The sequence below is a fragment of the Pseudomonas sp. HS6 genome (assembly GCF_023375815.1).
GTDB lineage: Bacteria > Pseudomonadota > Gammaproteobacteria > Pseudomonadales > Pseudomonadaceae > Aquipseudomonas.
In genome coordinates this window covers 2,839,615-2,853,983 of record NZ_CP067412.1, presented here as the reverse complement: position 1 = coordinate 2,853,983, position 14,369 = coordinate 2,839,615, and the positions used below count along the sequence as shown (strand labels likewise).

The following is a 14,369-nucleotide window of genomic DNA, read 5'->3' as shown; positions in this document are numbered from 1 at the left end:
GCTAAGCCAGCGGTTTGCCCGCGGTTTCCCTGACCCTCGCCAGACCTGCCAGGGTCAGGCACAGACACGCCATCACATACAGCGCGGGCGCATTGTTGTTGCCCGTAAGGCCAATCAGCCCGGTGGCAAAGAACTGGGCGAATCCGCCAAACACCGAGACACCCAGACAATAGATGATCGACAGTCCCGACGCGCGAATCGCACGCGGGAACAGTTCCGTCACCAGCACCAGCGTCGGCACCGTGATCAGTACCAGAAACAGCGTGGTGATCGTCGAAACGCCCAATAGCGTGCCCAAGGTCGGAAACCGGTTCATCAACATGAACGCCGGGTAGATCAGCAACAGCATCGGGATGCAGCCCAGCGCGATGGTGCGGCGGCGGCCAATGCGGTCGCTCAGGCGCCCGGCCCAGATCGACAGGCTGATTTGCACCAGCGCTCCCAGACACGCGGCCGTCGTACCCATGGTCATCGGCAGGTGCAGCACGCTGACGGTGTAGTTGGTCATGTAATCGAGCACGATGTAGCTGGACGCCGTGCTGCCGATCACCAGCAGCACGCCGGTCAGCAGGACTTTTCGATAGTCACGGAAAATCAGTTGCAGGCCGGACGTGGCGGCATTGCCTGCTGGTTCCTGCTCGGCGGTTTCATTGAGGTGACGGCGGATGTACAACCCCACCGGAATCACCAACATCCCCAACACAAACGGCAGTCGCCAACCCCAGCTCTCCAGGGATTCGCCCGACAGGGTTGAGCTCAGTCCCAGCGCTACCAACGCGCCAAACATGAAGCTCAGGCCCTGACTGAACAGTTGCCAGCTCCCGTAGAAACCACGGCTTTTGTCGTCGGCATACTCCATCAGCATCGCCGTGGAGGCGCCCACTTCCCCGCCAATCGCAAACCCCTGAACCAGCCGCGCCAGCACAATCAGCACCGGCGCCGCGAGGCCGATCTGCGCATAAGTGGGCGCGATGGCAAACAGCAGCGAACCGAGCGCCATCAGCCACAGGGTCAGCATCATCGCCGGTTTGCGGCCAACCCTATCGGCATAGGCACCGAGCACGATCCCGCCAATCGGACGCATGCCGAAGCCGACGCCGAACGTGGCCAGGGACAGCAGCAATTGCCCCAGCGTGCTCTCCACCGGGAAAAACTGCCGGCCGATGAGCGTGGCGAAAAAGCTGTAAACGGAAAAATCATAGAACTCGAGGCCGGAGCCGATGGTAATCGCGGCAATGGCCCGCGCACCAATGGGCTTGCGCGTTGCGGTTGCAGTGGCCGCGGCGCTGGTAATGACGGTGGACATGGGACGAACTCCTGAAATTGTCGAAACGGATCAGGCCAAAAAGGCTTCCACCAGTCGCACCCAGTAACTGGCGCCGGTCGCCAGGCAGTCGTCGTTGAAGTCGTAACCGGGGTTATGCACCATGCAGCCGCCCTCCCCGTCGCCATTGCCGATCAGCAGATAACAGCCGGGGCAGCGTTGCAGCATGACCGCGAAATCTTCGCTGCCGGTCAGCGGTTTCATGTTCGGGATCAACCCTTCCTCGCCCACCCAATCGACCGCTACTTGCCGCGCAAAAGCGGTCTTGGCCTCATCGTTGAACAGCGCCGGGAAGCGTTGTGCTTCGTCCACATCCACCGTTGCCCGCGCCCCGAAACTGCTGGCCTGGGCCTGGGCGATGCGGGTGATGCGCTCGATCAGCTCATCACGCACCGACGCCTTGAGCGCGCGCACGCTCAGCTGCAACTCGGCGTGATCGGGAATCACGTTGGCGGCGATCCCGGCGTGAAAGGCACCGACCGTCACCACCGCTGTGTCGAGCGGATCGACAGTACGCGAGACGATGCTCTGCAACGCCATGACGATCGCCGCCCCGGCCAGCACCGGGTCGACCGCCTTGTGCGGCATTGCGCCGTGGCCGCCAACGCCGTCGACGCGGATCGTCACGGTGTCGGTGGAAGCCATGAACGGGCCTTCGAGGAAACCCAGTTTGCCCACCGGCAACCCCGGCATGTTGTGCATGGCGAACACCGCGTCGCACGGGAACAGCTCGAACAAACCGTCATCGAGCATGCGTTGCGCACCGCCGTCACCCTCTTCGGCGGGCTGGAAGATCACCACCAGCGAACCGTCGAAGTTGCGGCTTTCCGCCAGATAACGCGCCGCCGCCAGCAGCATCGCCGTGTGCCCGTCGTGCCCGCAGGCGTGCATCACGCCTTCGTGGCGACTGGAATACGACAGCCCGGTCTGTTCGATGATCGGCAGCGCATCCATGTCGGCGCGCAGGCCGATCATCTTGCCGCCACTGCCCTGGCGCAGCAGGCCGACCACGCCGGTGCCGCCCAGCCCGCGATGCACCTCATAGCCCCATTCACTCAGCTTGCCCGCCACCAGATCGGCGGTGGCGAACTCTTCGAAGCTCAGTTCAGGGAAGGCGTGAATGTGTTGGCGCAGCGCGATCATTTCTTCTTCGATCGCACGGATACCGGGCAGCGCAGGCAGATCGGTCATCAGCAGGTTCCTTGTTTTTATGGGGGCGTTTTCGGGTGTTCGACTGATACCCTGCGATCCTAATGACTTGCCGAAAGCCGCGGCAGTCTCAAAAAACGGGGGCTGAAAACCGTGGGTTTACACCGCCACAACGGGAGAAAAGGATGAAGCTGCATCAACTGCGAGCGCTGGTGATGATTGCCGACTGCGGCAGCATTCGTGCGGCGGCGCGGCAACTGGGGGTTTCGCAGACCGCCGTGGCCAAGGCCCTGCGCGAACTGGAAGAACACCTGCAATTGCCGCTGCTGGTGCGCAATGCCAGCGGCGTGGTGCTGACCGCTTACGGTCAATCGCTGCTCCAGCATGCGCGGCAGATGCTCAGCCAATTGGAGCGCGCACAACTGGAGCTGACGCACCTGAGCGATCAGGCCCAGGGTCAGTTGCGCCTGGGTATTTCGCCGTGGATGGGCATGACCCTGCTGCCAGAGGTGGTCACCCTGTTCCGCCAGCGCATGCCGCAGGTGCGCCTGGAAATCTTCGAAGGTTTGATGGCCGTGGCCCTGCCAAAATTGCGCGACGGCACCATGGAATTCGCGGTGGGCCTGGTCTCGTCATTGCTGCCGCGCCCGGAATTCGTCAGCGAACCGATTTTTTCCTACCGGATGGCAGTGGTCGCCCGTAATGATCATCCGCTGCGCGGGGCCAATTCCATCCACCAACTGCTCGATCAGGACTGGGTGGTCAATTACCCGGACGCCAGCCACGAAGGCTTGATGACCGAGCTGTTCTGGCAACACGGCGCGCAGATCGACCTGCAACACATCCACCGCGCGCACTCGCCGCAACTGACGCTGTCGCTGATCGAGCAAACCGACATGCTCAGCTACTTTCCCGAACCCATGCTGACAGTGCCCGGCTACCGCGAACGCGTGGCCCGACTCGATCTGGCCGAGACGTTCGCCAACGATGTCATCGGCATCGTCACCCCGCGCAACGCGCCGCTGGGCGCAGCGGCGCAGTGTTTTGTCGATTGTCTGCTGCACGTGATTCGCCGCCGCGCGCGCTCGGCGAGGCCGGAGGATGTCGAGTTGTTCGATACGCTGAGTTTGCTGATCTGACGTAAGATTCACGCCGTTTCGCTAACCGTTTAAGGATGACCCCGGCATGTCCACCCTCGACACCTCCCTGCAAGACACCGCCGCCCCCGACGGCGTCTGCTTCGGCTGCGGCAGCAGCAACCCGCACGGCTTGCACATCAAGAGTTTCTGGCACGAAGACGGCGTGCACGTCATGGCCGAACACATCCCAGAAGCCAAATACTGCGGCTGGCCGGAGCTGGTCTACGGCGGCCTGATCGCGATGCTGGTGGACTGCCATTCCAACTGGACGGCGATGGCTTACCACTACCGCGCGGAAAATCGCGAAGCCGAAAGCCTGCCTCGGATCAACTGCGTCACCGGCAACCTCGGCATCAAGTTCATCAAACCGACACCGATGGGCGTGCCGCTGACGTTGAAAGCGAAAGTCGAAGGAGAGGTCGGGCGCAAGAGCCGGGTGATCTGCGAGGTGTACGCCGGGGATGTGCTGACGGCGGTGGGTGATTCGGTGTTCGTTCGGGTGGATACCGAACAGTTGGCGGCCGCCGCTCATGGGCGGAATGAAGACCAATGAGCACCCGAGCAATAAACATGGCGCTGATTGTCGTCATCAGCCTGATGGTGGTTGGCGGGCTGAATTGGCTGATGAACGAATCCTGGCTGATCGCCACACAAGCAAGCGGCGAAGATGCTTACTCATATCTGATAATCGAGATTTTGCAGGCGGTGGCCATCCACTCGGTGGCGGTGGCGTTCATCCCGCTGCTGTTGGCGCTCTTTAGACAGATACTCGCCAGTTATGTCGTGCTGATACTGATGCTGTCGCTCTACATGCTGCTCATTACCGGCCTCAATGCGGTCGGCCCGGCCATCGCCGGACTGATGATCGCAGCAGTGGTTTATGCGGTATTCACAAAATCGGTCAACCTGATCCGGTACTTTCGCGCGAAGTGACCCGATTCAACGTTTGCCAGGAGCCCCAGCCATGCCCGATCGCGAAATCATCGTCCCCGAATCCATGAAAGCCATCGTCGAACGCGCCGGTTACGCCCCGGCGGTTCTGGTCGGCGACACGCTTTACTGCGCCGGTCAGGTGGGCCGCACGGCTGACTTAAAGGTCATCGAAGATCCCGAGCAGCAATTCATCCGTGCCTGGGAAAACCTCGACGAAGTGTTGAAAGCCGGTGGTTGCAGCTTCGACGATGTGGTGGAGATGACCACCTATCATGTCGACATGAGCCAGCACATGCCGGTGTTTCGCGAAGTGAAAAACCGCCTGTTCCCCAAAGGATTGTGCGCCTGGACCTGCATCGGCGTCAGCGAACTGGCCCATCCGGGGCTGCTGGTGGAAATCAAATGCGTGGCCGTGCGCAGGCGCGCTATACCTGTGTAGTGCTTTTCACCACCAACGCGAGGCGTTGAACCATGGACTTGACCCTCTATTACCACCCGTTGTCGTCCTACTGCCACAAGGTGCTGATCGCCCTTTACGAACACGGCACCGCATTCGACAAGCGCGTCATCGACCTGTCCAGCGAAGCCGAGCGAGCCGAACTGCGAGCCCTGTGGCCGCTGGTCAAATTCCCGGTCCTGCATGATCGGGCCCGCCCGTGCAGCGTGCCGGAGTCGAGCGTGATCATCGAGTATCTGGATCGCTACCACGCTGGCGCCGGCCGACTGATCCCCGACGATTGGGACACCGCCCTGCAAGTGCGCCTGTGGGACCGGTTTTTCGACAACTACGTGATGACACCCATGTCGCAGATCGTCGCCGACCGCATTCACGACAGACAGGGCGACCTGACCAGCCAGCGCACCCTGCTGAACACCGCGTATGGAATGATTGAGCATCAGCTGGCGACCCGTCAGTGGATCGCCAGCCCGGACTTCAGCCTGGCCGATTGCTCCGCCAGTCCGGCCCTGTTTTACGCCAGCACACTGGTGCCGTTCCCCGGCGACCATGGCCACTTGAACGCCTACTTCGAACGACTGGTCCAGCGCTCCGCCTTCAAACAGGTCCTTGAAGAAGCCAAACCCTGGTTTGAGTTCTATCCGTTTGCCGAGGCGATTCCCCAACGATTTCGCTGAGGGTAAGTGGCCGTAAGCCCATTTTTTCAAGCATCGGCCACAAGAGCGTCTAGGCTGTCGAAGGGTTAATCAGGGAAGGCACCCAGCATGCGACTGAGTTTTTCCGACGCAACGGAGTTGATCGAGATCGGTGACCGGGTCGACCTCGGCCCGCTCCCTTCCGGGTCCGATGAAACCACCAGCCATTGGGTTCCGCAGGAAACGTGGCAGGTCGAGCGCTTCGTCCGCTGGCACTTTTGCAAGGCGCAAGACATTCAACGACTGCGCGCGCTTCTGTCCACTCAGCACGCTCTGATTCACCGTCTTGATGACCAAGAGGTTCTGCGTCAAGTTTCTCAAAAGCTGCTCAATGGCAGCCTGTTTGCCCGCACGGTCAAACGTACCCGAACCGGCACACCCGAAACCACAGCATCCACCCCATTGCGAAGCAATGATCGTCCGTCCGCCGCCCCCGCACCGGTTGCGGTAAAACCCCTTGTTCAACGTAAATCGCCGACCTTTCAACCATTGAAAGCCGACCCGGCGTTGACCATCAGCGCCAGAGTCGCCCAGGACTTGCAAGCACAACGACTGGAAGAAGCCGCAGTGCAGGCGATACCTTTTTGCGAACTCTGTCGTCGCAACGGGATGGAGAACGCATGAGCGCCGGGGTGCTTGAGACATTGCTGGAAACGCTCTGGTCGAATGCAGACGAACAAGTCTACTGGCTGGTCGACGGCGCGCAGGATCCTGCGATTTCACATCGGATCCGCCATGGTTCACTCAAGTTCTGGAGTCTTTATTCAGGCCAACTCACCCCGCGCCTGAGGGCTGCCGCCCCGTATCTCGTACAACTTGTCCCCGGTCATCCGCAGACCCTGGAGTTGCTGGCCAGGGGCTGGGGACGCGCCTGGGGAATTCTGTTGAGCGTGCCGGTTTCACTGACGATGGCGAAGTTAAGGCGACACCTCAAGAAGCATCTTCAGGTACGAACCGAGGATGGAACGTTATTGATGTTCCGTTTTTATGATCCGCGGGTCCTGTCCATTTACCTGCCAACGTGTACGCAAAAAGAACTGGCGGCCTTCTTCGGGCCCATTCACCGTGCGTTCTATGAACTGAACAACGGCAGCCAGTGGAAATGCTGGAAGACCGCCGCGTTCATGATCGACGCACGTGACACGTCACCTCACGCGGGCTGGTGACTGGTCACGCAGTGAATCCCGCCACCACCGGCCGCGATGGCATCGATGTTGATTTGCACCACGTCGCGCCCGGGGTACAGCTGCTTGAGCAAATCCAAGGCCTTTTTGTCAGCGTCTTTATCGCCGAACTCCGGCGCAATCACCGCGCCGTTGATCACGAAATAGTTGATGTAGCCGGCGGCGAAGTCGTCATTGTTCTTGTTGAACTTGGTTTTGCGCGGCTTCAGCGGCGGCGACAGGGTGTGAATCTGCAGCGGGCGACCGTCGGCATCGGTGGCCTTTTTCAGGATCTCCAGGTGCGCCAGCGTGACCTTGTTGTCGTAGGATTTCGGGTCGGTGTCGAGGTTGGCAATGACCACGCCGGGTTTGACGAAGCGTGCGTAGAAATCGACGTGAGCGTCAGTGATGTCCTTGTCCTTGATGCCCGGTAGCCAGATGATTTTGCGCAGGCCCAGGCGTGCCTTCAGTTCCGCCTCGACGTCAGCCTTGCTCCAGCCGGGGTTGCGGTTGGCGTTGACCCAGCAGCTTTCGGTCATGATCCCGGTGCCGTGGCCATCGACTTCGATGCCGCCGCCCTCGCCCACCAGCTCGCTGCGGATGTAAGTCGCTTGCGCATCTTGCGCCACTCGTTTGGCGATTTTCGCGTCTTTGCTGTGCTGCTGTTTGTTGCCCCAGCCACTGAAGTTGAAGTCCACCGCACCGAGGCCGCTTTTGTCATCAATGACGAAGTTGGCGCTGATGTCACGCATCCAGATGTCGTCGAGGTTAGCGATCTGGTAGGTGATGTTGGAGGTGCCGCAAATCTCTTCGGCCAGGCTGCGTTCGCCGCTGCGGCAGTAAATGGTCAGCGGTTCGTAGCGGGCGATGGCGCGGGCGATCCGGCCCAGGGCTTCCTGGACGTCTTCGGTGAAGTCTTCCCAGATTGCGTCCTGCGCGCCGAAGGCCATGTAGGCGCGTTCGTGTTTGTCGCCCTCGTCGGGCATGAACCAGTGACCTTCGCTGGCCGCCAGCACCCGCGCCGGCGAAAGGCCGAGGCCCATGACGGCAGCGCCTACGCCGGCGGCGACTGAAACCTGTTTGATGAACTCGCGACGAGTCGGCATGTGTACGTTCCTGATGTGTTGGGGCCGCCGAAGCGGCCCGGAAAAATCACTTTGCAGTGGCGGTCTTGAACTTGGTCCAGGTGCGCATGCGGGCGCGCATGTCGGCCTGGGGAATGTCCTTGCCCGGTATCAGACGAGCATAGGTCGCTTCGTCGAGGTAGATGTCCGGGTTGTTGCGCATCGCCTCGTCCACGTTTGGCCGAGCCTTGGCGTTGGAGGTCGGGTAACCGGTGAAATTGCTGATCGCAGCCATGTTCTCCGGGCGCATCACGAAGTTGATGAAGGCATAGGCGTATTCCGGGTGTTTGGCATCGACCGGAATGGCCATGGTGTCCATCCACACCGTGGTGCCTTCACGGGGCACGCGGTACTGGAAGCGGGTCTGCTTGCCGGCGCTGTCCGAAGTGCGCTGGGCTTGGGTCATGTCGCCGCTGTAGCCGAGCGACAGACACAGGTTGCCGTTGACCAGATCGGTCACCGGTTGCGACTGGAACTTGCGGATATACGGCCGCAACTTCATCAGCAGATCACTGGCCGCTGCCAGATCCGCAGGCTTGGCGCTGCGCGGGTCGCGGCCCAAATAATTGAGCACCACGGCCAGCACTTCGTCCGGCGAGTCGATCATCGAAATCCCGCAATCGGCAAACTTGGCGGCCAGCTCCGGTTTGAACAGCATGTCGAGGCTGTTGACCGGAGCATCGGCCATACGCTGTTTGACCTGCTCGGCGTTGTAGGTCAGGCCGATGGTGCCCCAGGTGTACGGCACCGTGGCCTTGTTCGAATGCTCGTAATGGCTGCGCAGTTTTTGCAGGCCCGGTTCGATGTCGTTCATCGCCGTGATTTTCGACGGATCCAGCGGCAACAGGCTGCCGGCGCGCATCAGGCGTTCGGCCACAGTGTCGCCGGGGAAGATCAGGTCGTAACCGCTGCCACCGGACAGCATCTTGGCTTCCAGGGTTTCGCTGCCGTCCATCACGTCGTAGATCACCTTGATCCCGGTTTCGGCGGTGAACTTTGTCAGCGTGTCTTCGGCGAAATAATCCGCCCAGTTGTACAGCCGCAGGGTCTTGTCTTCGGCGTGCACGGCGGGCATCAAACCGGCCAGCGCCAGGCCCAGAGCGCCCAGCAACCACTTGTGTGAGGTGTGCATATCAGACTCCTTGAGGATTCCAGCGGGCATGAAGGTGACGGCCATCCTGGCTCAACAAGGCGCCGTACATTTCCGGGCGACGGTCGCGGTAGATGCCCCAGCTCAAGCGATCTTCACGCATGGCTGCCAGATCGAGGCTTTGCACCAGCACACCAGTGCTGGCGCGGTCGGCTTCGGCGAGCATTTTTCCCTTGTGGTTGCAGATGAACGACGAGCCGTAGAAATTCATTTGCAACGCCGCATCCGTGCCCGCCACTTCACGGCCCACGCGGTTGGAAGCGATCACCGGCAGCAGATTGGCAGCGGCGTGGCCACGCATGGTCATCTGCCAGTGGTCCCGCGAATCCAGATCCGCGCAGCCCGGTTCCGAGCCGATGGCGGTCGGGAACAACAGCACTTCAGCGCCCATCAAGGCCAGACAGCGTGCGGTTTCCGGGAACCACTGATCCCAGCAAATGCCCACGCCGAGGCGGCCGAACGCGGTGTCCCAGACTTTGAAACCGGTGTCGCCGGGGCTGAAATATTCCTTCTCCTGATAGCCGATGGCGTTGGGGATGTGAGTCTTGCGGTACACGCCCAGCAGACGCCCGTCTGCATCGGCCACGCTAAGGGAGTTGAAATAGGCATTGCCGGCCTTCTCATACCAGCTCAGCGGCAGCACCACGCCGAGCTCCCGGGCCAGCGCGGCGAAACGCGACAGCACCTGACTGTCGCGGAACTCCTCGGCCAGCCCCATATGGTGGTGGCTCTGCTCGATGCAGAAATACGGCGTGGCGAACAGCTCCTGCAACAGAATCACTTGCGCACCCTGCCCGGCCGCTTCACGCACCAACTGCTCGGCGCGATCGAGGTTGCTTTTCAGGTCCCAGGTGCACGGCATCTGGGTGGTGGCGACTTTCAGCATCGTCATCGATCAACCCTCCACCGGCCAGGCTGGCTGTTGCTGGGTGATGCAGTGCACACCGCCGCCACCATGGGCCAGGTGATTGATCTGCACGGGCACCACTTCACGGCCCGGGAACGCCTTGGCCAGGGTTTCTGCCGCCACATGGTCGGCCTCGATGCCGTACGCCGGCATGATGATCGCGCCGTTGGCGATGTAGAAGTTGGTGTACGAGGCGCAGAACACTTCGGCTTCGGTGTCCACCGCGTCGGTGGCTTCATACAGCTCGATCAGCTCGAACTTGCGACCCTGGGCGTCGGTGGCCAGCTCCAGTGCGCGACGGTTTTCCCGCACGACTTCGGCGTACACCGAGCTGCGATCGTGAGTCGCGTCCACCAGCAACACGCCGGGACGGGCGAAGGCGCAGACGCCATCGACGTGGCCGTCGGTCATGTCGCCGGTGACGTAATCCGGATCGCCCGGCAGCCAGATGGTTTTCTTCACGCCGAGCAGGCGACTGAAGATTTCTTCCATCTCGGCTTTGCTCACGCCGGGGTTGCGATTGGGGTTGAGCAGCACCGATTCGGTGGTGATCAACGTGCCCTCGCCGTCGACATGGATCGCGCCGCCCTCGTTGCTCAGCGCCGTGCCGAAGCACTCGCCGCCCAGGTGATTAAGCACGCGACGGGCCAGACTTTCGTCCAGGTCGTGTGCCGACTTGCCGCCCCAGGCGTTGAAGCGCCAGCTCACTCCGGCCAGACCTTGTTCCGGGTGAACGACGAAGCTTGGGCCGGAGTCGCGGCACCAGCTGTCGTTGACTGCCAGCGGAATCAGTTCGATGTTCGGCCCGCACAAGGCTTTGGCGCTGGCGATGGCCGACGGATCGACAACCATTTTCACCGGTTCGAACCGGGCGATGGCATTGGCGACGCGGGCGAAATCTTCCTGCACCAACGGCAAGGTCACGCGCCAGCCCGACTCCCACAAGGCCTGATTGTGTGGCCAGACCATCCAGGTCGCCGCGTGTGTCACCCACTCTGCCGGCATCATCCAACCGCTGTTGTTGTTTTTGTTCTGCTGCATGGTAAAAAGCCCTTTGAGTTAAGCCATTGTGTTCAATGAAAACAGCCTTGGCGGCGTTGACGTGCATGCTAATGGCGGCCTGAAGGGCAAACAAACGATGGATTTAGCGGAAAACTGATTAGAGGAACTTATCGATCATGCTGAAACACTGGCCACCCCTCAGCTCGTTGCGCGGTTTCGAAGCCGCCGCAAGGCTGGGCAGTTTTCACAAGGCCGCCGAGGAACTGAGCCTCACGCAATCGGCCATCAGCCAGCAGATCCGCAGCCTTGAGGCGTACCTGGAGCAGCCGCTGTTTTTCCGCAGCGGGCGCAGCGTCAGCCTGACCGACGCAGGTCACGATCTGCTCAGCACCACCCAGGCGATGCTGCAGCAACTGTCGGTGGGGATCCGGCGGCTGGGGCAGTACCAGAAACCCAATCAACTGGTGCTCAACACCACGCCAGCGTTTGCCCGGCACTGGTTGCTGCCGCGTCTGGGGGATTTCCGCCGTAAGTACCCGAATGTGGATCTGTGGATTTACAGCACCGATGAAGTGCCGGACATGGCGACACAAACCATCGATATCGCCGTGCGCGACGACATCAGTTCCCAGGCTGAATGCAGCTTCAAGGTGCTGCTTGCCGACCGCCTATATCCGGCGTGCCATCCGAGCGTGTTGGCGCAGCCCGCAGCGCAGCGGACAACCCTGCACGGCGAGCGGGAAATGGACTGGAGCCATTGGGCGGTGGAATCGGGGATCGATGTCGGCCAGCAGGATCAGGGGTTGAACTTCTCTGATCCGGGCCTGTTGCTGGACGCGGCGTGCTCAGGTCTGGGGATTGCGCTGGTCAGTCAGTTGCTCAGCCGCCAGGCGCAGCAAAACGGGCTGTTGCAGCCACTGGTGGAGCAAACCATTCGTGGCCCGAACTGGGCCTTGCTGACGCATCGCGACAGCGAGAACGACCCGATGGCGCGATGCTTCAGTCAATGGCTGTCAACTCAACTGGCAGAACCCGACCCGCTGGCTCAGACGACTGAGTATTGACCTGCGCCGAGCCGGCCTTCCAGTCGACCGAACATTACGTAATGCTGATAACCGCTGGTAAAAGCCCCGGTGGAAATCGCGTTCTTGACGTCCTGATTCATATGCAGGTATTGCGCTTCGTCGAAGTTCTCGGCACTGACTTCGCCATTGCGCCCAAGCCTTTCGCCGTCGACCGGCAAGCCGTTGATCGAGCGCTGGTGGAAATCGACAATCCGGTTGATGGCGTGACTTTTCAGCGATCCCGTGTTGGGGGACATAGCGTAGATGTGCAATCCGTTGTTCGCGCAGCGATTGCACATGTCGACGCAGTTCGACTGAGTGGACTTGCGTTCGGTCAGTTGCGCCAGCGGCATGTCCAGGTATTTGCCGACTTGATATTCGGTCTGATTGAAAATGGAACAACACAAGACGGTATTGCCATTGCAGTCAAGCACCAGCCAGTCATCCTTGAGTGTGCATGCCTGCTTGGGGTACTGGCGGACCAGATTGACCAGGTCGTCATAAGGCGGCAGCGCGAGTCGCTGCAGGGTCTTGCGATCGGTATCGGTCACCGACGGGTCGCGCTCGATCAGCGCCAGCGTCTTCTCCAGCGGCATCATCACTGAAAAGCCGCTCGAGAACTCGAAGCCCAGGGCCTGGCTGAATTCGCGCATCAGCTCTTCTTCTTCGATGTTGTCCAGGTAGCGGTGGTAATAGACCTCGATCATCGTGGTCAAGCCATGTTTCTGCTTGAGCTCATGCAGTTTGATCATGTTGGCCTTGACGACTTCAATGTCACCGCCCACGTGCCCTTGTTCATACGTCTGCTGAAAGAAGCCGGACAGCGAGATGCGGAAGAACCATGGATTGGCGAGCATCGCCGCCTCCATGTTTTTCGCCAGATTCAGATTGGAACTGATACCGCTGCGCATACCGGCCGCGTTGATGATCTCGACAAATTCGCCGATTCGCGGGTGGATCAACGGCTCGGTCCAGTTGTACAGAAAAATCGACTCGACCCCTTCGCCACGGGCCTTCTCTACGATCTTCCTGAACATATCGAGTTGCATGGCTTTCTTGAAATTGGCGTTTTCCGAGTTACCCATCGGACACGAAGGGCAGCTCAAATTGCAGGCGCCGACAATATCGATGTACATATTCATTACGAGTGATCCTTGATTGAATAGCGGTGCAACCTGACCTGCCGACTTTCGAGATCGCCGTTATTCGCTATTTATTTGACAGTCCCAGAGCGCGACCAGCAAGTTCCGGGCCATTGGCACGCTCAGTCATCAACTCCACGACCCAATCGATAAATACCCGCAGCTTTCGGCTGATATGCCGGTTCGGCGGGTAGGCGACGTACAGCGGCATCGGATCAAGCTCCCACCCCTCGAACAGTGCCACCAACTCACCCCGGGCCTCATGCTCTGCCGACATGTAGCGGGGCAGCCAGAGCACACCCAGACCGGCCAGGCCTGCCGCCAGATAGGCGTTGCCATCATCGACCGCCAGCACATGCCGGCCCTTGATCAGCAGATTCTCTCTCGCGTTGCGCAAGGCATAAGGCACCGGTTTGCCGGTGCGTGCCCAAAGAAAACCGACCACCCGATGATGGCTGTCTTCCAGCTCTCGGGGATGCGCCGGGGTGCCGGCGCGGGCGAGATACCCTGGCGCGGCATACACCCCCAGGTGCAGATCGGCGACCCGTCGCGCCATCAGCGACTGGTCCAGCAACTCGCCGCCGCGCACTACGCAATCGACGTTTTCATCGATGATATCGACGATCCGGTCGCTGACGCCCATGTCGATCTGAATATCCGGATAACGCCGGTGAAAGTCTGGCAACGCCGGTATCAGAATCAGGCGCGCCAGCGGGCTCGGCACATCCACCCGCAGCCGCCCGCGGGGCGCCGCCGAAGCCTGGCCGAGACCGGTTTCGACATCGTCCAGATCCGCCAGCAACCGGAGCACCCGTTCGTAGTAAATCGCCCCATCGGCGGTGACGTTGACCTTGCGTGTGGTGCGGTTGAGCAGTTTCACCCGCAGGCGTGCCTCCAGTTGCTGGACGAGCTGGGTCACAGTGGTCTTGCTCATGTGCAGAGTCTCGGCGGCCTTGGTGAAGCTACCCGCCTCCACCACCCGGGCGAACGCCTGCATCGCGTCAAAACGGTCCATATCCCACCTCTGATAGCGGCTCGATTGTTTGGGATTACCAAACAGTGAACGCCAAGGTTGCGCGTTTATCACAGCGACGCAAGTCCCTAGAGTTTCTCCATCGCA

General features: G+C 60.7%; 16 protein-coding genes. 8 read left to right on the top strand and 8 right to left on the bottom strand.

The window, feature by feature from the left end; translation table 11 throughout:
• Position 1 precedes the first annotated feature (1 nt).
• Positions 2-1,306, bottom strand: coding sequence for an MFS transporter (locus JJN09_RS12940; RefSeq protein WP_249490479.1), 1,305 nt, complete (start codon positions 1,304-1,306; stop codon positions 2-4).
• A 30-nt stretch (positions 1,307-1,336) separates the two neighbouring features.
• Positions 1,337-2,515 (bottom strand): M20 aminoacylase family protein, encoded by a 1,179-nt coding sequence (locus JJN09_RS12935; protein ID WP_249490478.1) that lies wholly within the window; start codon positions 2,513-2,515, stop codon positions 1,337-1,339.
• Positions 2,516-2,658: 143 nt separating this feature from the next.
• Between JJN09_RS12935 and JJN09_RS12930 the strand changes: the two genes are divergently transcribed.
• The 7 genes from JJN09_RS12930 (at position 2,659) to JJN09_RS12900 (ending at position 6,863) form a co-directional block, all read left to right on the top strand.
• Positions 2,659-3,612 carry a LysR family transcriptional regulator gene (locus JJN09_RS12930; RefSeq protein ID WP_249490477.1) on the top strand — a complete coding sequence of 318 codons (954 nt, stop codon included), beginning with the start codon at positions 2,659-2,661 and terminating at the stop codon, positions 3,610-3,612.
• Positions 3,613-3,658: 46 nt separating this feature from the next.
• Positions 3,659-4,165, top strand: coding sequence for a PaaI family thioesterase (locus JJN09_RS12925; protein ID WP_249490476.1), 507 nt, complete (start codon positions 3,659-3,661; stop codon positions 4,163-4,165).
• Positions 4,166-4,182: 17 nt separating this feature from the next.
• Positions 4,183-4,545: a hypothetical protein gene (locus JJN09_RS12920; protein WP_249490475.1), complete on the top strand. Its 363-nt coding sequence runs from the start codon at positions 4,183-4,185 to the stop codon at positions 4,543-4,545.
• A 31-nt stretch (positions 4,546-4,576) separates the two neighbouring features.
• Positions 4,577-4,984 carry a RidA family protein gene (locus JJN09_RS12915; RefSeq protein ID WP_249490474.1) on the top strand — a complete coding sequence of 136 codons (408 nt, stop codon included), beginning with the start codon at positions 4,577-4,579 and terminating at the stop codon, positions 4,982-4,984.
• 32 nt (positions 4,985-5,016) lie between these two features.
• On the top strand, positions 5,017-5,679 hold the full coding sequence (locus JJN09_RS12910) for a glutathione S-transferase family protein (RefSeq protein ID WP_249490473.1): 663 nt from the start codon (positions 5,017-5,019) through the stop codon (positions 5,677-5,679).
• A gap of 87 nt (positions 5,680-5,766) precedes the next feature.
• A complete protein-coding gene (locus JJN09_RS12905; RefSeq protein WP_249490472.1) occupies positions 5,767-6,321 on the top strand; it encodes a hypothetical protein in 555 nt (184 codons plus the stop codon).
• Positions 6,318-6,863, top strand: a complete 546-nt coding sequence (locus JJN09_RS12900) for a DUF4123 domain-containing protein (RefSeq protein WP_249490471.1) — start codon at positions 6,318-6,320, stop codon at positions 6,861-6,863. The genes JJN09_RS12905 and JJN09_RS12900 overlap by 4 nt, the downstream gene beginning before the upstream one ends.
• Here the strand turns inward: JJN09_RS12900 and JJN09_RS12895 are convergent.
• Genes JJN09_RS12895 through JJN09_RS12880 form a run of 4 tightly spaced genes read right to left on the bottom strand, consistent with a single transcriptional unit; the run spans position 6,848 to position 11,082 of the window.
• Entirely contained in the window at positions 6,848-7,966 is a 1,119-nt protein-coding gene (locus JJN09_RS12895) for an agmatine/peptidylarginine deiminase (protein ID WP_249490470.1), read from the bottom strand. The two genes, JJN09_RS12900 and JJN09_RS12895, sit on opposite strands and share 16 nt — an antisense overlap.
• Positions 7,967-8,012: 46 nt before the next feature.
• Positions 8,013-9,116 carry an extracellular solute-binding protein gene (locus JJN09_RS12890; protein ID WP_249490469.1) on the bottom strand — a complete coding sequence of 368 codons (1,104 nt, stop codon included), beginning with the start codon at positions 9,114-9,116 and terminating at the stop codon, positions 8,013-8,015.
• A 1-nt stretch (position 9,117) separates the two neighbouring features.
• Positions 9,118-10,026, bottom strand: coding sequence for an N-carbamoylputrescine amidase (gene aguB, locus JJN09_RS12885; protein ID WP_249490468.1), 909 nt, complete (start codon positions 10,024-10,026; stop codon positions 9,118-9,120).
• A 3-nt stretch (positions 10,027-10,029) separates the two neighbouring features.
• A complete protein-coding gene (locus tag JJN09_RS12880; RefSeq protein WP_096821657.1) occupies positions 10,030-11,082 on the bottom strand; it encodes an agmatine/peptidylarginine deiminase in 1,053 nt (350 codons plus the stop codon).
• A 137-nt stretch (positions 11,083-11,219) separates the two neighbouring features.
• On the opposite strand from JJN09_RS12880, the gene JJN09_RS12875 reads away from it, so the two are divergent.
• Entirely contained in the window at positions 11,220-12,107 is an 888-nt protein-coding gene (locus tag JJN09_RS12875; RefSeq protein WP_249490467.1) for a LysR substrate-binding domain-containing protein, read from the top strand.
• Here JJN09_RS12875 and JJN09_RS12870 read toward each other — a convergent pair.
• Together JJN09_RS12870 and JJN09_RS12865 are read right to left on the bottom strand one after the other, a co-directional pair.
• Positions 12,089-13,249: a radical SAM protein gene (locus tag JJN09_RS12870; protein WP_249490466.1), complete on the bottom strand. Its 1,161-nt coding sequence runs from the start codon at positions 13,247-13,249 to the stop codon at positions 12,089-12,091. The two genes, JJN09_RS12875 and JJN09_RS12870, sit on opposite strands and share 19 nt — an antisense overlap.
• Before the next feature lie 67 nt (positions 13,250-13,316).
• Positions 13,317-14,264 (bottom strand): LysR family transcriptional regulator, encoded by a 948-nt coding sequence (locus JJN09_RS12865; protein WP_249490465.1) that lies wholly within the window; start codon positions 14,262-14,264, stop codon positions 13,317-13,319.
• Between the last annotated feature and the right edge of the window lie 105 nt (positions 14,265-14,369).

Bases quoted from the DNA above. Each gene is read 5' to 3' on its own strand.
- JJN09_RS12940 (WP_249490479.1), bottom strand. From the start codon at position 1,306: ATGTCCACCGTCATTACCAGCGCCGCGGCCACTGCAACCGCAACGCGC.
- JJN09_RS12935 (WP_249490478.1), bottom strand. From the start codon at position 2,515: ATGACCGATCTGCCTGCGCTGCCCGGTATCCGTGCGATCGAAGAAGAA.
- JJN09_RS12930 (WP_249490477.1), top strand. From the start codon at position 2,659: ATGAAGCTGCATCAACTGCGAGCGCTGGTGATGATTGCCGACTGCGGC.
- JJN09_RS12925 (WP_249490476.1), top strand. From the start codon at position 3,659: ATGTCCACCCTCGACACCTCCCTGCAAGACACCGCCGCCCCCGACGGC.
- JJN09_RS12920 (WP_249490475.1), top strand. From the start codon at position 4,183: ATGGCGCTGATTGTCGTCATCAGCCTGATGGTGGTTGGCGGGCTGAAT.
- JJN09_RS12915 (WP_249490474.1), top strand. From the start codon at position 4,577: ATGCCCGATCGCGAAATCATCGTCCCCGAATCCATGAAAGCCATCGTC.
- JJN09_RS12910 (WP_249490473.1), top strand. From the start codon at position 5,017: ATGGACTTGACCCTCTATTACCACCCGTTGTCGTCCTACTGCCACAAG.
- JJN09_RS12905 (WP_249490472.1), top strand. From the start codon at position 5,767: ATGCGACTGAGTTTTTCCGACGCAACGGAGTTGATCGAGATCGGTGAC.
- JJN09_RS12900 (WP_249490471.1), top strand. From the start codon at position 6,318: ATGAGCGCCGGGGTGCTTGAGACATTGCTGGAAACGCTCTGGTCGAAT.
- JJN09_RS12895 (WP_249490470.1), bottom strand. From the start codon at position 7,966: ATGCCGACTCGTCGCGAGTTCATCAAACAGGTTTCAGTCGCCGCCGGC.
- JJN09_RS12890 (WP_249490469.1), bottom strand. From the start codon at position 9,116: ATGCACACCTCACACAAGTGGTTGCTGGGCGCTCTGGGCCTGGCGCTG.
- aguB (WP_249490468.1), bottom strand. From the start codon at position 10,026: ATGACGATGCTGAAAGTCGCCACCACCCAGATGCCGTGCACCTGGGAC.
- JJN09_RS12880 (WP_096821657.1), bottom strand. From the start codon at position 11,082: ATGCAGCAGAACAAAAACAACAACAGCGGTTGGATGATGCCGGCAGAG.
- JJN09_RS12875 (WP_249490467.1), top strand. From the start codon at position 11,220: ATGCTGAAACACTGGCCACCCCTCAGCTCGTTGCGCGGTTTCGAAGCC.
- JJN09_RS12870 (WP_249490466.1), bottom strand. From the start codon at position 13,249: ATGAATATGTACATCGATATTGTCGGCGCCTGCAATTTGAGCTGCCCT.
- JJN09_RS12865 (WP_249490465.1), bottom strand. From the start codon at position 14,264: ATGGACCGTTTTGACGCGATGCAGGCGTTCGCCCGGGTGGTGGAGGCG.